Consider the following 21,128-nt stretch of genomic DNA (forward strand, 5'->3'; position numbering starts at 1 on the left):
TCTTCCTTCTCCTTTTCCAGGACCTGCCGATGATTTCCTCCGACAAACTCGCCGCTGCCCTTGCCGCCGTCCTTGCCGCCGGCTGCGCCCACGCCGCCACGCCGGTCATCGGCATGGGTGGCGTGCATGACGCGGTTGCGCAATCCGCGCAGACCGCGAGGCTGGGCCAGCGCTTCATCGTCAAGACCCGCGACAGCAGCACTCAGGCGCGGCGCCTGCTCGACGGCTCCCTGTCCAGCGCGGTATCGCGCAGCAGCATGCAGCAGGCCAGAACGGCCAGCAACGACCTGCCGGCGCGCGGTGCGCTCAGCGCCAGGGTGCTGCGCGAGATGGCGGTGCCGGGCTGGCACGTGGTGCAGACCTCGCGCGCCCTCAGCGATAGCGAACGCGCCGCGTTCATTGCCGAACTCAAGGCCGATCCGTCGGTGCTGTCGGTAGAGGCCGACCGCCTGTACCAAATCCTGGACGACGCCAGCGTGGCCGTGCCGCAGGCCGCCGCGACGGCGACGGCGACCGCGCCGAACGATCCGGGCTACGCCCAGCTGCAGTGGAACTTCCACAACCCGGTCGGCGGCGTCAACGCCGAGCAGGCCTGGACCCGCTCCACCGGCAAGGGCGTGGTGGTGGCGGTGATCGACACCGGCGTAGTCAAGGACAACCCGGACCTGGCCGCCAATGTGCTGCCCGGCTACGACATGATCACCGACCATCGCGTCTCGCGCCGCGACCAGGACGGACGCGCACCGGGCGGTTTCGACCTGGGCGACTGGGTGGACGCCGACTACTGCGCCGCCCTCGGCGCGCCAGGCAATGCGGCGCGAAGCAGCTCCTGGCACGGCAGCCACGTCTCCGGCACCATCGCCCAGGTCACCAACAACAACCTGGCCACCTCCGGCCTGGCCCACGACGCCAAGATCCTGCCGGTACGCGTGCTCGGCGCGTGCGGCGGCTTCGGCAGCGACATCGCCGACGGCATGCTGTGGGCGGCAGGGCTGCCGGTGGATGGGCTACCAGCCAACCCCAATCCGGCCGAGGTGATCAACATGAGCCTGGGCAGCGGCGGACCGGTAAGCTGCCCGCAGCTGTACCAGGACGCGATCGACAAGATCAACGCCGCCGGCAGCATCATCGTGGTCGCCGCCGGCAACGCCAACGCCGATGCCGGCACCTACACCATGTCCTCCTGCAACGGCGTGATCAGCGTCGGCGCCACGCGCATCAACGGCGGCCGCGCCAGCTACTCCAGCTACGGCACGCGCGTGGACATCGCTGCGCCGGGCGGCGGCGGCGAGATCGACGGCAATCCGAACGGCTACATCTTCCAGGTGGTCAATGCCAGTACGCAGGGTCCGACCGGCGACTGGAAGATCGGCGGCATGGCCGGCACCTCGATGGCCTCGCCGCACGTAGCCGCGGCGGTGGCGATGGTGCAGAGCGTGGCCAAGACCCCGTTCACCTGGAGTGGCATGCGCGACCTGCTGCGCGTCAGCGCGCGTCCGTTCCCGGTGGCGATCCCGACCAGCACGCCGATCGGCGCCGGCATCCTGGACGTCGACATGCTGTTGCAGATGGCGACGACACCGCCGTGCGACCCGTCGGACAGCAGCTGCGTTCCGCCGACCAAAACCCTCAGCAACAAGGTCGAACTGCGCAACCTCGGCAGCCAGGGCGGCGACAGGCTGTACAGCTTCCAGGCCGAAGCCGGCAAGGCGGTGAGCTTCATGACCTTCGGCGGTACCGGCAACGTCGCGCTCTACGCCACGGCCGGCAAGACGCCGACCAGCAGCAGCTACGACGCGCGCTCGGTGCGTGCCGGCACCACCCAGACGATCCGCATCACTCCGTCCAGCGCAGGCACGTACTACCTGCGCCTGTCCGGCAGCTACAGCGGCCTGACCCTGGTGGCGCGGCAGTAAGGCAAGCGGCGGCGCCGTTCGCCGCCGCGCCGGCGGGCGCGGGAGGGGAATCCTCCCGCGCCCGTTTTCGTGAGGATCGACCGGCCCGCCATACGGCGGGCTGTTTTTTTGACGGGGTGGCGAAAGCGAGCGACGCCATGCGATCACGGCAACGCGCAGACAGCCGCCGTCAGCGGCCTTCGCGCAGGAACCGAGCCATCGACGACACGCCCGGCAGCGCCGGCTGGAACTGCCCGGCGACATCGACGAAGCCGCGCATCACCGCGATCTCGCGCGGCGGGCGGTTCAAGGTGTCGCGCAGGTCCGGATCGGCACCGGCGCGCAGCAGGCGCTGCACCAGCAGCGGCAGGCCATGCAGCGCGGCCAGGTGCAGCGGGCCGAAGCCGCGCGGGTCCTGCACATCCACGCTCACGTCTTCGTCAAGCAGCCGCTCCACCCCGGCCAGCACCACCGGCTCTTCGCAGGCGGTACCCGGCTCGGCGCGCGCGCCGAGCAGCAATAGCAGCGGAGTCACCCCGCCGGCGGCGCTACGGTCGGCTTCGGCGCCGGCCAGCAGCAAGGTGTCCAGCAGCGCCAGCAGGCGCGACTTGTCGCGCGCAGTGAAGCCATACAGTGCGGCGCAGTGCAGCGGCGCCAGCTGTTGCGCGTCGCCGGCATGCACGTCGGCGCCGGCCGCCAGCAGGCGTGCGGCGATGTCCGGCAGGCCCAGCGCACAAGCCAGCATCAGCACGGTGACGCTGCCGGGCAGGCGGTGTTCGATCTGCGCGCCGGCGGCCAGCAGCGCGGCGACGATGTCGGTCTGGCGCATGCTCACCGCCGCCGACAACGGCGTGGCGCCGCTGCCCGCGGCGTGCTGCAGGTTGGCGCCGCGCGCCAGCAGCAGGTCCACCGCCGCGGCATGGCCTCCCCCGGCGGCGCGCAACAGCGCGGTGCAGCCCTGCGCATCGATCGCGTCCACCGGCAAGCCGAGGTCGATCAGGCGGCGGATCGCGTCGGCGTCGCCGACCATCGCCGCGGCCGGCAGGTCGGCCTCGCGCAGCGCGCGCCGCGGCAACGGCCAGATCCGCCAGTCCAGCAAGTCGGCCAGGTCGCGGCGGCCGCTGGCCAGGGCCACGCCCAGGGGGGTCTGGCCGTCGGCCGCGCGCGCCTCCGGCGAGGCGCCCTGCTGAATCAGCAGCTTCAGCGAGGCCTCGCGGCCCAGCGCGGCAGCCAAGTGCAACGCGGTCATGCCGTGGCTGTCGCGCGCCTCGCGGTCGGCGCCGCGTTCCAGCAGTTGCAATTGCAGGCGCAGCCAGCCCAGGCGCACCGCCAGCGATAGCGGCGGATCACCGGCCGGCGACGGCGCGAACGGGTCGGCGCCGCGTTCGAGCAGTTCCAGCGCGAACTGCTCCAGCGCGCGCGAGGCGTGGTCGTGCTGCGCGCAGGCGGCGAGCAGCCGGGTCAGGCCGCCGCGCCCGGCCGGCGACACGCCCTGGCGCAGCATCGCCTGCAGGCTGGGCACCGCTTCCACGCCGCGCGACAACAGCGCGAACATCGGCGTATCGCCGCAGGCGTCGAGCACTTCCGGCGCGGCGCCATGCGCCAGCAGCCACTCCACCGCCTGCGGGTTCAGCGCCAGAGGCGGATCGTGCAGCAGCGCGCCCAGTTCCTCGGCCGCGCACAGCCGCGCCAACGCCGCCAGGCCATCGCGCTGGCCCAGTTGCAGGCCTTCGCGCAGCAGTTCCAGTGGCGGCCGATCCGGCAGGCTGGCGCTGCCGACCTCGCCCTGGCCGTCGCTGACCGCGGCCGGCAGCGGGTAGTCCGGGTCCAGCGCGGACACGATCGCCCAGCGCCCGGCCTCGGCGGCCAGATCGACCGCGCGGCGTCCGCTCTGGTCCGGCTGCGCGGCCGCGATACCCAGTTCCAGCAGGCGCCGGATCAGCCCCGGCGAGACCTGGTCGGCGGTGCAGGCCAGCAGCACCGCGTTGCGGCCGTCGCCATCGACGGCGGTGAGGTCGGGCTTGTGCGGCAGCAGGTGTTCCAGCACCGCAACGCGGCCATGCCGCGCGGCTTCCAGCCACGGCGTGCGGCCCAAGGCATCGCGCGCTTCCAGGTTGGCGCCGGCGCCGAGCAGCGCATCGACGATCTGCACATGCCCGGCCTGCGCCGCCTCGTGCAAGGCGCTGCGGCGCTGGCGATCGCGCGCATCGACCCGCGCCTTGTGCTTGAGCAGCATCTGCACGCCGGCTGGATCGTCTTCCTCGGTACCGGCCGCGGCCAGCAGCACCGGGCTGCCCTCGGCCGGCTCGGGCTTGGCGCCGCGCTCGAGCAGGAACTTGCCCATACGCCAGTTGCCGACGTGGCAGGCCACCGCCAGCGGGGTCAGGCCGTCGCGGTTCAGCGCGTCCAGCTCGGCCGCGGCATCGCGCAGCAAGGCCGCCACGCCCGGATCGGAACTGCGCGCGGCGTGGTGCAGCGGCGTGTTGCCGTCGCTGTCGCTGGCGCGCGGATCGGCGCCGTTGGCGAGCAGGGTCATCACCGCCTCGGGGCGGCCGTGCCAGCTGTCGCGGGTGGCGGCCAGCAGCGGGGTCATGCCCAGGTGCGGCTGGTTGACGTCCACCCCGCGCACGATCAGCTCGCGCAGCAAGCGCAGGTCCGGCAACACCGCGGCCAGCACCGGCAGGCTGCGCTGGTCGCGCCACTCCGGTGCCGGCAGTGCATGCGGGTCGGCACCGGACTGCAGCAGCTGCAGGGCGCGATCGACGCGGCCGCCGCGCGCGGCGGCGTACAGCGCCGCATGCAGTTCGTCCGCGGCCGGCGGCACTTCATCCGCACGCGGCGCGGAGGCCGCGCTCAGTTCGGCGAACAAGTCCGCAGAGGTGGCCCGCACCGGCAGCGGCAGCGCCTGCGGCGGCGCCACGCGCTGCAGCAGGGCATGCAGCAACGGCGACAGCAGCGCATAGGCCAGCGCCAGCGGCCAGCGCGCCGCTGCGGCCAGCAGCCCGGGCCAGGCCAGCAGCACGCCGACCCCGGCCAGCAGCAACACCAGCGCCGCCACTGCCAGGCCGCGCCAGGCCTGCACGTCCTGCTGCGCCAGCGCCTGCCAGCGCGCGCCCAGCGCGCCGCCCTCGCATTCGCCTCCGTGCCACAGCGGCCAGGTCCGCCACAGCCCGAGCAGCGCCGCGCTGGCGGCCACGCTCAACGCCAGCGCCGCGGCCAGGCTGCCGCTGTCGTGCAGCGCCGCCAGCGGCCACGCCACCAGCAGCGCGACCAGGCCCAGTCCGCCGGCCCACAACGCCAGCAACGGCAACAGTTCGCGGCCCAGCGCCTGCACGCTGGCCGGCCGCGGCCGGTTGCCGCGGGACCAGGACAGCGCCAGCGCGAACGCCGGTTGCGCCAGCCACGCGCCCAGCGCCGCGGCCAGCGGGCCGAACCCGGCGAGCAGCGCCAGCAGCACGCCCAGCGCCGCGGCGATCCAGGGAGCGCGCGCGCGGAAGGGGGATTCAGTCATCGTGTCGATCGGTCCGGCCGTCGGGCAGCGGCGGCAATTGCAGGTGGAAGCCGCAGCCGACCAGGTTCGCGCGGACCGCCGCAGGGTCGGTCCGGGCCAGGGTGCGCTCGGCGGTCAACGCCACTTCCAGAACGAACAGCAGCGGCTGCAACGACGCCAGCAGCGACTGCGGCAGACAGGCGAAGTCGTCGCGCGCAGCGAGGTACAGATAGGTATCCGGCTTGCGTTGGCTTTTGTAGACGTAGGCTTGCATGCGCGTGGCGTGCGCCTGGCGTGGAAAGGCAAGCGATTGTGGAGGAAATGCGCCAGCGGCGAAAGCGCGCGCGCTGCACGGCATTTACAAATTTACGCGCCGTGCCTGTTCACGTTCAGCGTGGGCGCGCGCTTCACGGTAGTGCGGAGCGCATCGATATACTCCTGCGACCGATCCTTTCCGGAATATCGCGTGACCGCAGCGTCCCCGTCGCCCCGCATGGCCCCCGTCGCAATTCGTGCGTATACCGCGACCACCGCGCTTGGCAGCGGATTGCAGGCGCAGGCCACGGCCTTGCGCGACAACCGCAGCGGCCTGCGCCGCAACGACTTCGGCGCGCAGCCGCTGCCCTGCTGGATCGGCCGCGTGGACGCGCTGGAGACGTTGCCGCTGCCGCCGGCGCTGGCCGCATGGGAATGCCGCAACAACCGCCTGGCCTGGCTGGCGCTGCAGCAGGACGGCATGTTCGCGGCGGTGGCCGCTGCCGCGCAGCGCCACGGCGCCGAGCGCGTGGCGGTGGTGATCGGCACGTCCACCGCCAGCATCGGCGCCAGCGAAGAGGCCTATGCCCGGCTCGAACAACACGCCGAGGGCATGCGTTTTCCTGCCGACCTGAACCGTCCGATCGTGCATACGCCGCATTCGCCGGGCTATTTCGTGCGCCGTGCTACCGGCCTGCGCGGCCCGTGCGTCACCGTCGCCACCGCCTGCTCGTCCAGCGCCAAGGTGTTCGCGCAGGCGGCGCGGTTGATCGCCGCCGGGGTGGTGGATGCGGCCCTGGTCGGCGGCGTGGACACGCTGTGCGGCAGCGTGCTGTTCGGCTTCAATTCGCTGCAAGTGGTGTCGCCGGAGCCGTGCCGGCCGTTCGACGTGCGCCGGATCGGGTTGTCGCTGGGCGAAGCCGGCGGCTACGCGCTGCTGGAGCGCGCCGATGTGGACGCCGCGCCGCCGGCGCTGGCCCTGCTGTGCGGCTACGGCGAATCCAGCGACGCGCACCACATGTCCACACCGCACCCGCAGGGCCTGGGCGCGCGCCTGGCGATGGACGGGGCGTTGCGCCGCGCAGGCGTGGACGCTGCCGAGGTCGGCTACCTGAACCTGCACGGCACCGCCACCCCGGCCAACGACAGCGTCGAGGCCGGCGCGGTCGCCGCACTGTTCCCGGCCACCCTGCATGCCAGTTCGACCAAGGCCTGGACCGGGCATACGCTGGGTGCGGCAGGCATCGTCGATTCGGTGTTCGCACTGCTGGCGCTGCGCGACGGCCTGCTCCCCGGCACCCTCAACAGCGAACAACCCGATCCCGAATGCGGCCCGCAGATCCGCTTCGCCACTGCCCACGCACAGGTCCGTTACGCGATGAACAATTCCTTCGGCTTCGGCGGCAACAATTGCTCGCTGCTGTTCGGCCGCGCATGAGCACGCCGATGTTGACCGCGACCATCGAAGGCATCGGTTTCTGGGCCGCCGGCCTGCCCAATTGGGCCGCCGCGCACGCCTTCGCCACCGGCCGCGGCGGCATCGTGGATACCCCGCCGCGGCCGGCCTCGCAACTGCTGGCCCCCAACGAGCGGCGGCGCGCGCCGGACACGGTGGCGGTGTCGCTGGAAGTGGCGCTGGCCGCGTGCCAGGACGCCGGCCGCGATCCGGCCACGCTGCCATCCGTGTTCACCTCCACCCACGGCGACGTGGCGATCACCGACTACATGTGCACCACCCTGGCCAGCGATCCGCTGGCCATCTCGCCGACCAAGTTCCACAACTCGGTGCACAACGCCGCCGCCGGCTACTGGACCATCGGCGCCGGCGCCACCGCGGCGGCGACCGCGATCAGCGCGCACCGCGCCAGCTTCGCGCAGGGCCTGCTGGAAGCGCTGTCGCAACTGGCCGCCGGCGAGGCGGCGGTGCTGCTGGCTGCCTACGACAGCCGCTCGACCGGTCCGCTCGCACGCGTTTCGCAAAGCGACAGCCTGCTCGGCGCCGCGCTGGTGCTCGGCGCCGCGGCGCTGCCCGGCAAGCCGCGCCTGCGCGTGCGCCTGGCCGACGGCGACGCGGCCGCCGGCGACGGCGCGCTGGCGCGGCATGCCGCCGGCAACGCAATGGCGCCGATGCTGGTGCTGTTCGACGCACTGGCCGCCGGCGCCGCCGGCTGCACCCTGGACGCCGGCGGCGGCCGCTGCCTGCACGTGGACCTGCAGGCATGAGCCGGATCGCGCTGAGCGCCGCCGATGCCGCAATCCTGATCCCGGCGCTGAACGAATCGCTGCGCATCCGCGAGGTGGTCAGCGACGCGCTGGCGCACTGCCCGCGGGTGATCGTGGTCGACGACGGCTCCGACGACGGCACCAGCGACTGCATCGCCGACTTGCCGTTGACCCTGATCCGCCATCCGCAGCGGCGCGGCAAGGGCGCCGCGCTGCGCAGCGGCTTCGCCGAGGCGCAGCGCCAGGGCGCACGCGCGGTGATGACCATGGACGGCGACGGCCAGCACAGCGCCGCCGATTTTCCGCGCCTGCTGGCCGCGGCCAATCGCCACCCCGGCTGCGTGATCGTCGGCGCACGCCTGCGCAAGCGCGCCATCCAGCCGACCATCCGCCGCATCGGCAACGACTTCGGCGACTGGGGCATCGCCTGGGCCTGCGGCTTCCGCCTGATCGACAGCCAGAGCGGGCAGCGCCTGTATCCGCAGGCGGTGTACACCCTGCCCGACGTGCCCGGGGAAGGCTTCGTGTTCGAGGCGCAGCTGCTGATCTCCGCCGCGCGCCAGGCCGGCGCGCGCGTGGTCGCGGTACCGATCCAGACGCGCTACGCCAATCAGACGCCCGGCAGTTTCCGCAAGAGCCATTTCCGCCTGGTGCGCGATCTGTGGAAAATCACCTCGCACGTCATCGCGCAGGTCTGGCAGTACGGCCATGTGCTGCGCGAATACCGCCGCGCCCGCGCCAACCCGGTGCTGATCGACGACAGCGCCGGCGAGTTCACGGCGCGGCCCACCCCTTTCGACAAGCAAGAGACGACATGAACGAACGGCATGCGGATGTGGTGATCACCGGCGGCGGCCTGGCCGGGCTGACCCTGGCTTTGCAGTTGCGCCAGCAAGATCCGCACCTGCGCATCAGCGTGCTGGAACGGCGCGCGCACCCGGTGCGGGAGGCCGCGTTCAAGGTCGGCGAATCCTCGGTGGAGATCGGTGCGCACTATTTCGCAGAGGTGCTCGGCCTGCGCGAGCACCTGGACAGCGAACAGATCCGCAAGTTCGGCTTCCGCTTCTTCTTCTCCGACGGGCGCGAAGACATCGACCGCTGCACCGAACTGGGCGTGAGCCAGCTGCTGCCGACGCCGTCGTGGCAGATCGACCGCGGCCGTTTCGAGAATTTCCTCGGCGAACGCGCACGCGCGCTGGACATTGCGTTCATCGACGGCTGCACGGTGCGCGGCATCGACCTGGCCCAGGACGATGCCGACCATCAGGTCCGCTACGAGCGCGACGGCGAAGCGGCGACGCTGCGCGCGCGCTGGGTGGTGGACGCCAGCGGCCGCGCCGGCCTGCTCAAGCGCAAGCTGGACCTGGCTCAGGACAACGCGCACCACGCCAATGCCGTGTGGTGGCGGGTGGACGGGGTGGTGGATCCCAATGCCTGGTCGCAGGACGGCGGCTGGCTGCAGCGCTGCACGCCGCCGGACCGCTGGCGCTCGACCAACCACATGTGCGGCCCTGGCTACTGGTTCTGGCTGATCCCGTTGTCCTCCGGCGCGCATTCGCTGGGCATCGTCTGCGACGCGGCCATGCACCCGCTGGAGACGATGAACACGCACGAAAAAGCGATGGCCTGGCTGCACCAGCACCAGCCGCAAGTCGCGCGCACGCTTGCGCACAGCCAGCATGCGCTGCAGGACTTCATGTTCCTGCGCAAATTCTCCTATGGCTGCAAGCAGGTGTTCTCGGCGCAGCGCTGGGCGCTGACCGGCGAGGCCGGCGTGTTCCTGGATCCGTTCTATTCGCCGGGCAGTGACTTCATCGCCATCTCCAACACCTACATCTGCGAACTGATCGGACGCGACCGCGCCGGGCGCGACATCGCGCCCTACGCCGAGCTGTACCAGCAGTTGTACTTCTCGTTCTACGAGAACACCCTGACCCTGTACCAGGACCAGTACCCGCTGTTCGGCGACGCGCAAGTGATGCCGATCAAGGTGATCTGGGACTACACCTACTACTGGTCGTTGCTGGCGCCGCTGTATTTCTCCGAACGCATCGCCGACTTGCACACGCTGGGCCGGCTGCGGCACGAGTTCACCCGCGCGCGCGAACTGAACCTGGGCATGCAGGCGCTGCTGCGCGACTGGGGCCGCCACAACGACGCGCAGGGCCGTCCCGAAACCGATGCGCGGCTGCTCGACCAGTACTTGATCGGCTGGTTCCACCAGCTCAACGGGGCGTTGCGCGAAGTGCTGGACGACGCGGCCTTCGTCGCGCGCCTGTGCGGCAACGTCGCGCGGATGAGCTGGCTGGCACGCGAAGTGCTGGACCAGGCGCGCGCGCAGCATCCGCAGATCGCCGACCACGGCCTGGACGCGCTGCTCGCCGACACGCTGCAGGGCGAGCGCTCGCTGGCCAGCACCTGGTACGCGCGCGCCGCGTGAGCGCAGGCCGCAGCGCGAGCCTCAGCCCATGCCGCCGTTGATACCGATCACCTGGCCATTGATGTAGCCGGCCGCGTCCGAGCACAGAAACCCGACCAGCGCGGCGACCTCATCCGCCTTGCCGGGGCGGCCGGCCGGCACCATCTGCTTGATCGCCTCCGGCGCGAACGCCTCGCTGGCCATCGCGCCTTCGATCACCCCGGGCGCGACCACGTTGACGCTGATCCCGCGGCTGGCCATCTCCCGCGCCAGCGACTTGCTGGCGCCGTGCAGCGCAGCCTTGGCCGCGGCGTAGTTGGTCTGCCCGCGGTTGCCGAGCACCCCCGACACCGACGACACGCTGACGATGCGGCCCCAGCGCGTGCGCGCCATCGGCAGCAGCAGCGGCTGGGTCACGTTGAAGAAACCGTGCAGCGACACGTCGATGACGCGGTGCCATTGCGCCGCGCTCATCCCGGCCATCGGCGCGTCGTCGTGGATGCCGGCGTTGTTGACCACCACCTGGATCGGCCCGACCTCCAGCAGCGTCGCCAGCGCCGCGCTGCTGGCATCGGCATCGGCCACGTCGAACGCCACCGCCTCGGCGCTGCCGCCGGCGGAGGCGATGTCCTGCACCACCGCGGCGGCGCGCGCCACATTGCCGTTGGCGTGGACGATCACATGCAGTCCCTGCGCTGCCAGCTGCCGGCAGATCGCACCGCCGAGATCGCCGCTACCGCCGGTGACCAGGGCGCGGCGTGGGGAAGAAGGCTGTGACATCGGGATTTCCTCGGGCGGAATGGGGGCGGGTCGCCATCCTAACGATTCGCAGGCTGTGCGCCAAAGCGCGCGCCCGCTCTATAGGAACGGCTTCAGCCGCGACAGGCACTGTCAGTAAAGCGACGCGGCTAAAGCCTCCTACAAAAAGCTACGCCGCCCGTAGCATCACCGTGGCGCGACCTTCGGCCAGCAGCTGCGCGCGGTGCACCAGGCGGAAGCTGTATTGCTGGCTGTCCTCGGCCTGCAGCAGTACCTCGGCTTCGCACTCGATCGCATCCGGCAGATCCTGCAGATCGGCCACATGCAATTGCACGCCACGCAGCGCGACCAGCATGCCCAGGCGCGCCGGTGTGCCGCTGGCGCGGTCGAGCAGGTCGCCGTGCACCGCCACGCCGCTGGCACGAGCGAGCAGACCGCCATGCACTGCCATCGCCTGCGCGCCGTATTCGCACAGGTGCAGCGCGCGCAGGCGGCCGTCGCTGCGCAGCGGATGCTCGGCGGCACGATGGGTCTGGCTGCGCAGCACGATGCGCTGCGCATCCCAGGCGATCACCTGTTCCCACAGGCACATCAGGCCCTGGTGCGGCACCAGCGCCGCGATCGCATCGCGTCCGCGCGGAAGCTCGGTCATGCCATGTCTCCTAATGCGCCGCGATCGCCGGCGTGTCGCTGGCCGTCTGGCGCGAAATCAGCAACGCCAGCACGAAGTTGAACAGCACGCCCAACGCCACCGTGCTGCCGATCGCGCGCAGCACCGGGATGCTGGAGGCGGCCAGCAGCGCGAACACCAGCAGCGTCATCAGGCTACACACGATCAGCGCGTGCAGGGTGCGCAGCTGGTCGGCGCGGTCGTCGCCGGCGTGGTCGAAGAACAGCGCGTAGTCCAGGCCCAGGCCGGCGGCCAGGATCAGCGCGATCAGGTGGAACAGGTTCAGTTCGACCCCGCAGCCGCGCAGGAGCGCCAGGATCAGCAGCGTGGTCAGCGCCATCGGCAGCAGCACGCGCACGATCCGGCGCGGCGTACGCAGCGCGATCGCCACGGTCAACGCCAGCAGCAGCGCGGCGATGCCGAGCGCGCCGAGCACGCGCCCGCGGTAGGCGGCCACCAGCGATTCGGAGGCCTCCTTCAGATCCATCAATTGCGCGCCGCTGCCCTGTACCGCGGCGGCCAGCAGTGCCGGGTCGCGCAGGCCGGTCAGCGATACCAGCGCGGTGGCGTGATCGGCACGGTCCAGCAGCAGGCCATCGACGGTGGTCGCCAGCGGCGTGCCGTGCAGGTCGCGCGCGGTCAGCGGCGGCGCGCGGCGGGCGCGCTCCAGGTCGGCCAGGAACGGGGCGAAGGCGTCGGCACGGAACGGCGTGGCCGCCACCGCGGTAGCGGTCAGCGTGCGCGCCTGCGCCGCGTCGGGCAACGCCGCCTGGCGCCGCTGCTGGGTCGCCGCGCTGGGCAGGTAGCGCGCGGCCATGTCGTAACCGGCCAGCTCGCCGCGTGCGACCAGCGCGTCCAGCCGCGGGCGCAGCCGCTCCGAGGCGGCCAGCGCGGCATCGGCGGAGGCCGCCGGCACGGCCAGCACATAGCGCACGTCCGGCGCGCCCAGTTCCTTGCGCAAATGCGCGTCGCGGGCAAGGCCGTCGGCCGGTACCGGGGTCAGCTTGGACAGGTCGTTCTGCCAGAACGGGCCAGGTGCGAACGCGATCGCCGCGGCCGCGGCCAGCGCCAGCGGCAGCAGCGACCAGCGCGGCCGCGGCAGCCGCGCGATGCCGCGCCACAGCCGCGCCAGCGCGGGCGAATCGGCGTGGTCGCGCGGCGAGGGGTCGATCAGCGCCGGCAGCAGCAGGCGCGTGGTCAGCGCCGCCACCAGCAGCCCGGCGATGGTGAACACCGCCAGCTGGCGCAGGCCGTCCACCCCGGAGAACAGGAAGGTGACGTAGGCGATGCAGGTGGAGACCACGCCGGTGGCCAGGGTCGGCCACAGGTGGCGCGCGTTGGCGCGCGGATCCAGGCCCGGACGCTGATGGCTGAACAGGTGGATCGGATAGTCCTGGACCACGCCGATCAGGGTGAAGCCGAACGCCACGGTGATGCCGTGCACGCCGTCGAACAGCAGCGCCACCGCGCCCAGCCCGGCCAGGCCGGCGCTGGCCAGCGGCAGCACGCCGAGCACCGGGATCTTCCAGCTGCGGTAGGCGACCAGCAGCAGCACGATCAGGCCCAGCGTATCCAGCATGCCGATCCACTGCGCCTCGTTCTGGGTGCGCCCGCCGATCTCCACCGAGAACGCGCCCGGCCCGGTCAGGGTCAGGCGGCTGCGGCTGCGGCTGCCGCTGCCGGCGCTGGCCTTGGCGAAGGCGGCATGGATCGCGTCCACCGCCTGCTGCTGCCCGGTGGGATCGAAGCCGGCGGCGCGGGTCTGCGCGACCAGCAGCGCGTCCTTGCCGGCACGGTCGAACCAGACCCCGTCGCGCTGCTGCGGGCCGCCGGCCGGCTGCAGGCTCTCGGCCAGGTGCAGCACTTCCAGGGTCGGATCGCGCGGCAGCAGCGGCTCGACCATCGCCGCGGCCGGCGAGCCCAGGTCCTGCAGCCGCGCCTGCAGCGCGTCGGCCAGCGTCGCCGCATCCAGCGGGTGGGCGTCGAAGCTGTCGCTGAGCAGGTAGCGGTAGGCCAGCAGCCGCTCGGGGATCGCGTCCAGGCCGGCATCGGCGCCGTTGGCGACCAGTTCGAAAGTGTCGCGCTGCGCGGCCAGCTGCGCGCGTATCGCCTGCGACTGCCGCGCCAGCGTCGCCGGGTCGGCGCCGGACAGCGAGAACAGCAGCAGCCGCGAGCCCGGGCCTTCGCCGAGTTCGTCGAGCAGCAGTTTTTGCGCGGGGGTCTGGGCTTCCGGCATGAACTTGCGCAAGTCGCCCGATACCTGCAGCACGTTGCCCAGCCAGATGCCGGCCACGGTCAACAGCGCCAGCCACAGCAGCGCCAGCGAGATGCGCGCCTTCGAACTCAATCCGCGTTTCATCGCTGCGACCCGGCACAGGCCCGCAGGACCGCGCGCGCAGCGGCGGACGGCGCGGGCCGCCGCGCGTTATCGCACACGGGCGGCATCAGCGCGCGTCGCCGTGGCACAGCGCGGTCAGCGCCTCGGTCTCGGCCAGGCTGGCCGCGTCGCGCGCGGCGCCGGCCAGCAAGGTGCGCTGCACGTCGCCCTTGGCCGGGGTGGTCTCGATGCAGCGCAGTTCGGCGCCGCGGCCGTACAGGCGCAGGCTGCGCACCTGCGCGGCCAGCGCCGGATCCTTGGGCTGCAGTTGCAGCTGCCAGCGTTCGCGGGTGCCGCTGCTGCTCAGCGTGTAGTGCTGCTGCAACTGCGCGCGGTCGCCGGACAGCAGTGCGCCGAAGCCGTTCTGCAGGCCGGTCAGTTCCGGCACCCGCGCCAGCGAGAAACGCCGCGGCGCCTTGTCGGCACGCTCCAGCGTCGCTTCGCCGCCGCGCAAGGTAGTGGTTTCGTGGTATGGCGCGGTGACTTCGCGCACCAGCGTGTCGGTGTCCGGGCGCCGGTACTGACCCTGCACGCGCAAAGGCGCCTTCAGCAACGCCGAGCCGCGCAGTTCGACGAACTCGGTGCTGACCGGGACCGGCCGCGCCAGCTTCTGCAGGATCCAGCCGGGGTCGAGCGGCTCAGGCGACGCGGCGCACAGCGGTGCGGCGCTGCACAGCAGTATCAGCATCCACGGCAAGGTGCGGCGCATCGGCATGGCGGTTGTTCCAGAAATCGTAAAAGTTGAACCAGTTGTACGGCGCGGAGCGCGTGTAATGTTCCAGCCTGGCGGCGTAATCGCGGATGAGCGCGGCCAATGCCGGCGCACGCTGCCGGCGCGGCAGGTCCAGGCCTTCGCTGAAGGTCTCGAATACCAGCTGGTAGCGGTTGCCGCCGCGATACAGGCCGAACGCCAGCACCACCGGCACCTTCAGCGCCGCGGCGATCAGCCACGGCGAGGTCGGGAACAGCGCGCCCTGGCCGATGAACGCAGCCGGCAGCGCCGGGTCTTCCGGGCGCGGGCGATCGACCAGCAGCGCGACCAGCGCGCCTTCATCGGTGGCCTGCTTGATCGCCATGACGATCGAGGTACTGTCCATGCCGGCGTCGATGATGTTGGCCGCCAGCTGCGGGTTCAGCGCGCCCAGCAGTTCGGTCATCGCCGGGTTGTGGGCCTTGTCCAGCAGCACCTTGACCTGCACGTCCGGGCGCTCGGTGGCCAGCACCCGCAGCGCGTCGAAGCTGCCCAGGTGCGAGCCGAAGATCAGCACGCCGCGACCGCGGTCCATCTGCGCATGCAGCTGTTCCAGGCCCTGGATGTCGACCCGGAAGCGCTGCATCTGCCCGCACAGCATGAACACCCGGTCCAGGATGGTGGAGGCGAAGGTATGGATGTGCCGGGCCACGTCCAGCAGCGTGGCCGGGCGGTCCAGCACGCGCCCCAGGTAGTCGCGCGAATCGCGCCGCTCCGGGCCGCGCACCAACAGAAAATATAGGGTGATCGGATACAGCAGCAGGCGCCCGAGCGCGCGGCCGCCGTATCGGGCGATGCTGCGGATCAGCCACAGCGCGAAGCGGCCGCCGCCTTCGGGGCGGTGTTTCCAGCTGGCGCTCATGGCGCCGCCTCGGCGACCAGCTCGCCGCTGACCAGCAGGTCCTCGCCGCGACGCACGCGGAACCGCCAGCGCGGCGCGGCGCCGTCCAGTTCCACCCGCGCCGGCTGCCCGGGCAGCAGCGGCTGCAGGAACTTCACCTGCGGCAGGCGCAGCGGCCCGCAGGCGCCGTGCACGGCCTCGACGGCCTGCAGCACGTGGTCCAGCACCACCACGCCGGGCACCACCGGGTGGCCCGGGAAATGCCCTGGCAGGCTGGGATGATCATGCGGTACGACGAAATCCATAAGGCTTGGCGACTCAGATCCTGGGTTCGAGCATGGCACGGACGGCCTGCTGTGCGCGCTGGGTCAGCTGTTGCCGGTCCAGCGGGCCATCGGCGCCATTCACGTTGATCGGCGAGCCGATCCGCACCCGGATCACCCCGGGCCGGACCCGGAACAGGCTGGTCGACGGCAGCACCTTGCCCGCCCCGTCCAACGCCACCGGCACCACGTCAATGCCAGCATCGATAGCGGCCTGCAACAACCCGGCCTTGAATGCGGCCAGTTCGCCGTTGCGGCTGCGGGTGCCTTCCGGGAACAGGCACAGGTCCTGACCCTGGCGCAGCAGCGCCGCGGCCTGGCGCCGCACCATGGCCCCGGCGCGGCGGCTGTCGCGGTCCAGGAAGAGCATGCCGGTGGCGCGCGCATACCAGCTCACTAACGGCACCTGCAGCATCTCGTCCTTGAGCAGGAAGCGTAGCGGCACCGGCAGCGCCGCGAACAGCGCGCAGATGTCGATGATCGACTGGTGGTTGCTGACGAACAGGTGGTTGCGCGACCAGTCGACCCGTTCCTGGCCTTCAACGTGGAAACGCACGCCGGCGCCGAAGAACAGCACCGGCGCCCACACCCGCGCGCCCATGCGCAGCGGCAGCCGCGGCCCGAACAGCAGCAACAGGCCCAGCGCCACGACGATGCCGACCCCGGTGAAGCTCAGGGTGAACAGCAACTGCAAAGTATTCCACACGGCCCAGGCCATGCGCGACGGCATCCCTGCCCGCGGCATCTTCAGTTTGTCCTTGATGATCTGCACAAGCCTCTGCATCCCCCGATGCACGCGTCAACGCAATAGATCGCGCCAAAAACCCGGCCCCAGCCGCGCCAGCTGGTGCAGGAAGTCAGGCAGATTACGGTAGGGACGCTGCGGAAACCAGCGCCCGCGCAGGAAATACTCGCCGACGAAGAAGCCACCGATGACCCCGTAGCCCAGCAGATTGGCGATCAGCGAGGCACGCGCGTCGCCGATCGGCAACGGCGAGGCCCGCCCCAGCTGCGCCAGCACCCCGCTGGGCACGGCGCACAGCGCCAGCACCAGGTTCAGCAAGGTCATGGCGGCCAGCAGCAGGCTCCACGCCAGGGTCAGCCGGCGCGTATAGCGCAGCTGCGCAGGGGTCAGCGGCAACCCGGCCTGACGGTACAGCGCCTCGACGATGCGCGAGATCAGCGGCGTGCGCCCGCGCTGCAGGCTGCGCCCGAAGAACCAGGCCACCCAGGCGGTGAACAGCACCGGCGGCGCGGCCAGCAACAGCAGCGCGTGCGGCGAGCGCCACAGCGGCAGCAACCCGGCCAGCGCCAGCAGCACCAGCGCCCAGGCCCACAGCCGCAGCCGTGCCATCGGCTCCACCAGCAGCATCAGCACCAGCGCCGCGCCGGCCAGCACGGCCAGGTCGGAACGGTGCGTGGCGTTGGCCCAGTGCGCCAGCGGCGAATACGCCAGCGCCAGCAACACCCCCAGCGCCAGCGCCCACGGCGCGGCGGCAGCGGGCGGATCAGCTGGTCTTGTTGGCTTCGACATGCGCCGACAGTGCGCGCAGCGAGGCGAAGATGCGGCGGTTCTCGTCGTTGTCCGAGCGCAGCTGGAAGCCGTAGCGCTTGCTGATCGCCAGCGCCAGCTCCAGCGCGTCGATCGAGTCCAGGCCCAGCCCGGTATTGAACAGCGGCGCTTCTGGATCGATGTCGCCGGGTTGCACGTCCTCCAGATTCAGGCTCTCGACCAGCAGCTCGGCCAGTTCACGTTCGGCGGCGGTTTGCGAAGACATCCAGGGGCTTCCAGGCGGTGAGGGCAGGAGCGACAAGATGGTGCATCGCGCGCAGCGACGCAACTGTCCGCCGCTTGCAGGCAAGCTATCATGGCATTTGTCTGACATGTCTACCGCAGGTTTTTCAGGATGAATTCCACCGCTCCCGTCCGCGCGCCCGCGCCCTCACCTGCCACGCCGCAGGCGCCCGCGGCGGAAACGCCGGACGTGCTGGTGATCGGCGGCGGCCCGGCCGGCTGCGCCGCGGCGATCCTGCTGGCGCAACGGGGCTGGCAAGTGACCCTGCTGGAGAAGGACCACCATCCGCGCTTCCACATTGGCGAATCGCTCTTGCCGATGAACATCCCGATCCTGCAGCGGCTGGGGGTGCTGGAGCAGGTGCGCGCGATCGGCGTGCTCAAGCTCGGCGCCGACTTCCCCAACGACAGCGGCGGCTACAACACCTTCCGCTTCGCGCAGGCGCTGGGCGCGCAGTCCGACTACGCGTTCCAGGTGCCGCGCGCCGACTTCGACCGGGTGCTGTTCGCCCACGCCCGCGCCGCCGGCGCCGACCTGCGCGAAGGCATCAAGGTCGAGAGCGTGCAGCTCGACGGCGCGCAGCCGCTGGTACATGCGCGCGACGCCGACGGGCTGCGCTGCTTTCGCCCGCGCTACCTGATCGACGCCAGCGGCCGCGACACCTTCCTCGGCAACAAGCTCAAGCTCAAGCGCGCCAACCCGCGGCACCAGTCGGCGGCGCTGTTCAGCCATTTCCGCGGGGTGGCGCGGCGCCCCGGCGAGGACGCCGGCAACATCAGCATCTACCGCCACCCGCACGGCTGGATGTGGCTGATCCCGCTGCCCGACGACGTGATGAGCGTCGGCGCGGTGTGCGATCCGGAGTACATGAAGACCCGCCAGGGCGACAGCGAGGCGTTCCTGCTGCGCACCCTGGCGCTCAATCCCGACGTGGCCGCGCGCATGCAAGGCGCGCAGCGCATGGCGCCGGTGCATGCCACCGGCAACTACGCCTACGAATGCACGCGCATGAGCGGGCCGCGCTGGCTGATGCTCGGCGACGCCTACGCCTTCGTCGATCCGATGTTCTCCTCCGGCGTGTACCTGGCCATGCACAGCGCCGAGCGCGGCGCGGCGATGGTGGATGCGGCGCTGCGCGATCCGGCCAGCGAAGCGCGCCTGCAGCGCGGCCTGGAGCGGCATCTGCGGCGCGGCCTGCACGAATTCAAGTGGTTCATCTACCGCTTCACCTCGCCCACCATGCGCGAACTGTTCGCGCAGCCGCGCAATGTGCTGCAGGTGGAACAGGCGGTGGTGGCGATGCTGGCCGGCGACGTGTTCGACAACCGCGCCGTGCTGCGCCGGCTGCGCGTGTTCCGCGCGATCTACGCCATGTCCGCGCTGGCGATGCTGCCGCGCGCATGGAGCGCCTGGCGCCATCGTCGCCGCCAGGCACGCGAACAGTTCCACGGCGACACCTTGCACGGAGACAAATCATGAGCCGGCCGCACCCGCCGTTCGCGCACCACGAGCAGCGGCATCCGCGGTTGCAGGTGGACTACGTCGCCGAAACCAACCTGGGCGACCTGCTGCGCGACGAACGGGTGTTGGCGGTGTTCGGCTTCGGCAACGACGCCCCGCGCCACCACGCCCCCCGCTACCTGCGCGTGCCGTTGCAACCGTACGGCCCGCGCATGCTCGAAGTGTGGCGCACCGACGCGCCGGTCAGCAGCGGCCGCGACGGCGACATCGCCTGGGCCAGCGACGGACACCTGCAGTTCGGCGTGATCGAGATCGACGAGCAGGCGCTGGCGATCGAAGATGCCTCGGCGCTGGCCTACGCGCAGATCACCGCCTTCGTCGCCAGCAGCGCCACGCCGCGCATGTTGCGCATCTGGAACTATCTCGACGCCATCACCCTGGGCAATGGCGACCGCGAGCGCTACCGCCAGTTCTGCGTCGGCCGTGCGCGCGGGCTGGGCGATTTCGACGCCAGCCAGCTGCCGGCCGCCACCGCGGTCGGCCGCTGCGACGACGCCCGGGTAATGCAGATCTACTGGCTGGCCGCCGCGCAGGCCGGCACGCCGCTGGAGAACCCGCGCCAGGTTAGCGCCTACCGCTACCCGCGCCAGTACGGCCCGCAATCGCCGAGCTTCGCCCGCGCGATGCTGCCGCCGGCCGGCAGCGACATGCCGCTGCTGCTGTCCGGCACCGCCAGCGTGGTCGGCCACGCCTCGATGCATAGCGGCCAGCTGCTGGCGCAGCTGGAGGAAACCTTCGCCAACTTCGACGCACTGCTGGCCGCCGCCCGCACCCACCGCCCGGACCTGCCTGCACAGTTCGGCGATGGCACCCGGCTCAAGGTCTATGTGCGCGAAGCCGCCGACCTGCCGCTGGTCGCCGCCGCCCTCGACGCCCGCTTCGGCGCGCGCGTCCCGCGCCTGCTGCTGCACGCGGTGATCTGCCGCAACGAACTGGCGGTGGAGATCGATGGCGTGCATGGTTGAGCGTGCGGGCCTACGCCGAAACGCACAGCGCCCTCGCTCGTAATGCGGCTGGCCTGAAATACAACTCATGAACGAGGCGCCGATCATGCCGGGCTGGTGACGTTGGTTCCAGCGGCTGCTGATCTGCGCGTCGGTCGAGATCACACCCGAGCCGTTGCGATCGCTGCCGCAGCTGCGCGGCAATGGCTTGCGCCTCGGCTAGTCCCTGCTGGTCACGAGCCTGGCCAGTGCGACCGCGTTGCTTCCAAAGCGAGACACTCTGACGGGGCAAGTAGCCCGGCGCCTCGGGATGGACTGAGAGCATGAAAATTTTCAGGAATCCGCTATCCAAGCAGGAACGACCGGAATCCAACCGCGTCCGTTGCCGGAGATCCCGGACACCTTAGAAGTCGGCGGTGGATGGGCATGCGGCGATCACCGGCGGTCCAACGGCAATGGTGAAAGATAGCGTGCCGTGGATGTGGTGGATTTTGGCGGAGATGATGTCGCTCGCCCTGCCGGGCCAGCAAGCTGTCGGCCGGCGTTGCGTCCTCGGCCCGACGATGGCTGATGCGAGCCGGACTCGCCTCGGCTAGGTCATTTGCGTCGGCACGCCCTTGTTGTGCTCGAAAGCGGACGTGCGCGTAGTTGATGCCTTCCTCTGTCAGCGAGCGATGCTGCCGAACGACGACTGCGCGCGCAGTCAGTTGGTCATCGTCCGCCAGGTGAGGGCCGCAATCTCGGCGCCGCCGCCCGAAAAGCGACAGCCCGCACGGTTAGGGCTGTGAGCCCTAGGTAGAGTTGGATCGCTGTTCAGTTGACCGCCCCGCAGTCAGCGTCTTATCACTCGCCTGCACACTGGAA

At 71.2% G+C, this 21,128-nt stretch carries 18 protein-coding genes; 7 read left to right on the plus strand and 11 right to left on the minus strand.

Translation table 11 applies throughout. The annotated features are described in order from the left end of the window. The first annotated feature begins 29 nt into the window (after positions 1-29). A complete protein-coding gene (locus tag E4A48_RS16270; RefSeq protein ID WP_039008438.1) occupies positions 30-1,916 on the plus strand; it encodes a S8 family peptidase in 1,887 nt (628 codons plus the stop codon). A 169-nt stretch (positions 1,917-2,085) separates the two neighbouring features. Here the strand turns inward: E4A48_RS16270 and E4A48_RS16275 are convergent, their stop codons facing one another. Together E4A48_RS16275 and E4A48_RS16280 are read right to left on the minus strand one after the other, a co-directional pair. Then, positions 2,086-5,406 (minus strand): ankyrin repeat domain-containing protein, encoded by a 3,321-nt coding sequence (locus E4A48_RS16275; RefSeq protein WP_039008440.1) that lies wholly within the window; start codon positions 5,404-5,406, stop codon positions 2,086-2,088. Further along, positions 5,399-5,659, minus strand: coding sequence for a YcgL domain-containing protein (locus E4A48_RS16280; RefSeq protein WP_058197214.1), 261 nt, complete (start codon positions 5,657-5,659; stop codon positions 5,399-5,401). Before E4A48_RS16280 ends, E4A48_RS16275 begins: the two co-directional genes overlap by 8 nt. Positions 5,660-5,878: 219 nt before the next feature. Between E4A48_RS16280 and E4A48_RS16285 the strand changes: the two genes are divergently transcribed. From E4A48_RS16285 to E4A48_RS16300, 4 genes are read left to right on the plus strand one after another with little or no spacing between them, the layout of a single operon-like run. Next, entirely contained in the window at positions 5,879-7,078 is a 1,200-nt protein-coding gene (locus E4A48_RS16285) for a beta-ketoacyl-[acyl-carrier-protein] synthase family protein (protein WP_068830378.1), read from the plus strand. An 8-nt stretch (positions 7,079-7,086) separates the two neighbouring features. Next, positions 7,087-7,863: a beta-ketoacyl synthase chain length factor gene (locus E4A48_RS16290; RefSeq protein WP_039009406.1), complete on the plus strand. Its 777-nt coding sequence runs from the start codon at positions 7,087-7,089 to the stop codon at positions 7,861-7,863. Then, positions 7,860-8,681 (plus strand): glycosyltransferase family 2 protein, encoded by an 822-nt coding sequence (locus E4A48_RS16295; RefSeq protein ID WP_039008446.1) that lies wholly within the window; start codon positions 7,860-7,862, stop codon positions 8,679-8,681. Before E4A48_RS16290 ends, E4A48_RS16295 begins: the two co-directional genes overlap by 4 nt. Beyond that, entirely contained in the window at positions 8,678-10,303 is a 1,626-nt protein-coding gene (locus tag E4A48_RS16300; protein WP_142742795.1) for an NAD(P)/FAD-dependent oxidoreductase, read from the plus strand. Before E4A48_RS16295 ends, E4A48_RS16300 begins: the two co-directional genes overlap by 4 nt. 21 nt (positions 10,304-10,324) lie before the next feature. Here the strand turns inward: E4A48_RS16300 and fabG are convergent, their stop codons facing one another. The 9 genes from fabG to xanC form a co-directional block, all read right to left on the minus strand. Continuing rightward, positions 10,325-11,062 carry a 3-oxoacyl-ACP reductase FabG gene (gene fabG, locus E4A48_RS16305; RefSeq protein WP_068830402.1) on the minus strand — a complete coding sequence of 246 codons (738 nt, stop codon included), beginning with the start codon at positions 11,060-11,062 and terminating at the stop codon, positions 10,325-10,327. A 148-nt stretch (positions 11,063-11,210) separates the two neighbouring features. Further along, positions 11,211-11,693 (minus strand): phosphotransferase, encoded by a 483-nt coding sequence (locus E4A48_RS16310; RefSeq protein WP_039008452.1) that lies wholly within the window; start codon positions 11,691-11,693, stop codon positions 11,211-11,213. Positions 11,694-11,703: 10 nt separating this feature from the next. Continuing rightward, entirely contained in the window at positions 11,704-14,070 is a 2,367-nt protein-coding gene (locus E4A48_RS16315; RefSeq protein ID WP_039008454.1) for an MMPL family transporter, read from the minus strand. 85 nt (positions 14,071-14,155) lie between these two features. Beyond that, on the minus strand, positions 14,156-14,803 hold the full coding sequence (locus E4A48_RS16320) for a LolA-related protein (protein ID WP_039008456.1): 648 nt from the start codon (positions 14,801-14,803) through the stop codon (positions 14,156-14,158). Beyond that, positions 14,727-15,701: an LpxL/LpxP family acyltransferase gene (locus tag E4A48_RS16325; protein ID WP_039008459.1), complete on the minus strand. Its 975-nt coding sequence runs from the start codon at positions 15,699-15,701 to the stop codon at positions 14,727-14,729. Before E4A48_RS16325 ends, E4A48_RS16320 begins: the two co-directional genes overlap by 77 nt. Beyond that, positions 15,698-15,985, minus strand: coding sequence for a hypothetical protein (locus E4A48_RS16330; RefSeq protein WP_003470206.1), 288 nt, complete (start codon positions 15,983-15,985; stop codon positions 15,698-15,700). Before E4A48_RS16330 ends, E4A48_RS16325 begins: the two co-directional genes overlap by 4 nt. A gap of 13 nt (positions 15,986-15,998) precedes the next feature. After that, positions 15,999-16,748 (minus strand): lysophospholipid acyltransferase family protein, encoded by a 750-nt coding sequence (locus E4A48_RS16335; protein WP_039009408.1) that lies wholly within the window; start codon positions 16,746-16,748, stop codon positions 15,999-16,001. Between the two features lie 54 nt (positions 16,749-16,802). Beyond that, a complete protein-coding gene (locus E4A48_RS16340) occupies positions 16,803-17,537 on the minus strand; it encodes a COG4648 family protein (RefSeq protein WP_039008461.1) in 735 nt (244 codons plus the stop codon). Continuing rightward, positions 17,512-17,781 carry a xanthomonadin biosynthesis acyl carrier protein XanC gene (gene xanC / locus E4A48_RS16345; RefSeq protein WP_003470209.1) on the minus strand — a complete coding sequence of 90 codons (270 nt, stop codon included), beginning with the start codon at positions 17,779-17,781 and terminating at the stop codon, positions 17,512-17,514. The genes E4A48_RS16340 and xanC overlap by 26 nt, the downstream gene beginning before the upstream one ends. A gap of 129 nt (positions 17,782-17,910) precedes the next feature. Here xanC and E4A48_RS16350 point away from each other — a divergent pair, with 129 nt between their 5' ends. After that, a complete protein-coding gene (locus E4A48_RS16350) occupies positions 17,911-19,278 on the plus strand; it encodes an NAD(P)/FAD-dependent oxidoreductase (protein ID WP_260607976.1) in 1,368 nt (455 codons plus the stop codon). Beyond that, positions 19,275-20,285, plus strand: a complete 1,011-nt coding sequence (locus tag E4A48_RS16355) for a chorismate transformation enzyme, FkbO/Hyg5 family (RefSeq protein WP_039008463.1) — start codon at positions 19,275-19,277, stop codon at positions 20,283-20,285. Before E4A48_RS16350 ends, E4A48_RS16355 begins: the two co-directional genes overlap by 4 nt. Positions 20,286-21,128 lie beyond the last annotated feature (843 nt).

Origin of the sequence: Xanthomonas translucens pv. cerealis (assembly GCF_006838285.1) — a bacterium.
Lineage (GTDB): Bacteria > Pseudomonadota > Gammaproteobacteria > Xanthomonadales > Xanthomonadaceae > Xanthomonas_A > Xanthomonas_A cerealis.

Excerpts from the sequence above, each read along its gene's own strand:
- E4A48_RS16270 (WP_039008438.1), top strand. The coding sequence starts at position 30 with ATGATTTCCTCCGACAAACTCGCCGCTGCCCTTGCCGCCGTCCTTGCC.
- E4A48_RS16275 (WP_039008440.1), bottom strand. The coding sequence starts at position 5,406 with ATGACTGAATCCCCCTTCCGCGCGCGCGCTCCCTGGATCGCCGCGGCG.
- E4A48_RS16280 (WP_058197214.1), bottom strand. The coding sequence starts at position 5,659 with ATGCAAGCCTACGTCTACAAAAGCCAACGCAAGCCGGATACCTATCTG.
- E4A48_RS16285 (WP_068830378.1), top strand. The coding sequence starts at position 5,879 with ATGGCCCCCGTCGCAATTCGTGCGTATACCGCGACCACCGCGCTTGGC.
- E4A48_RS16290 (WP_039009406.1), top strand. The coding sequence starts at position 7,087 with ATGTTGACCGCGACCATCGAAGGCATCGGTTTCTGGGCCGCCGGCCTG.
- E4A48_RS16295 (WP_039008446.1), top strand. The coding sequence starts at position 7,860 with ATGAGCCGGATCGCGCTGAGCGCCGCCGATGCCGCAATCCTGATCCCG.
- E4A48_RS16300 (WP_142742795.1), top strand. The coding sequence starts at position 8,678 with ATGAACGAACGGCATGCGGATGTGGTGATCACCGGCGGCGGCCTGGCC.
- fabG (WP_068830402.1), bottom strand. The coding sequence starts at position 11,062 with ATGTCACAGCCTTCTTCCCCACGCCGCGCCCTGGTCACCGGCGGTAGC.
- E4A48_RS16310 (WP_039008452.1), bottom strand. The coding sequence starts at position 11,693 with ATGACCGAGCTTCCGCGCGGACGCGATGCGATCGCGGCGCTGGTGCCG.
- E4A48_RS16315 (WP_039008454.1), bottom strand. The coding sequence starts at position 14,070 with ATGAAACGCGGATTGAGTTCGAAGGCGCGCATCTCGCTGGCGCTGCTG.
- E4A48_RS16320 (WP_039008456.1), bottom strand. The coding sequence starts at position 14,803 with ATGCCGATGCGCCGCACCTTGCCGTGGATGCTGATACTGCTGTGCAGC.
- E4A48_RS16325 (WP_039008459.1), bottom strand. The coding sequence starts at position 15,701 with ATGAGCGCCAGCTGGAAACACCGCCCCGAAGGCGGCGGCCGCTTCGCG.
- E4A48_RS16330 (WP_003470206.1), bottom strand. The coding sequence starts at position 15,985 with ATGGATTTCGTCGTACCGCATGATCATCCCAGCCTGCCAGGGCATTTC.
- E4A48_RS16335 (WP_039009408.1), bottom strand. The coding sequence starts at position 16,748 with ATGCCGCGGGCAGGGATGCCGTCGCGCATGGCCTGGGCCGTGTGGAAT.
- E4A48_RS16340 (WP_039008461.1), bottom strand. The coding sequence starts at position 17,537 with ATGTCGAAGCCAACAAGACCAGCTGATCCGCCCGCTGCCGCCGCGCCG.
- xanC (WP_003470209.1), bottom strand. The coding sequence starts at position 17,781 with ATGTCTTCGCAAACCGCCGCCGAACGTGAACTGGCCGAGCTGCTGGTC.
- E4A48_RS16350 (WP_260607976.1), top strand. The coding sequence starts at position 17,911 with ATGAATTCCACCGCTCCCGTCCGCGCGCCCGCGCCCTCACCTGCCACG.
- E4A48_RS16355 (WP_039008463.1), top strand. The coding sequence starts at position 19,275 with ATGAGCCGGCCGCACCCGCCGTTCGCGCACCACGAGCAGCGGCATCCG.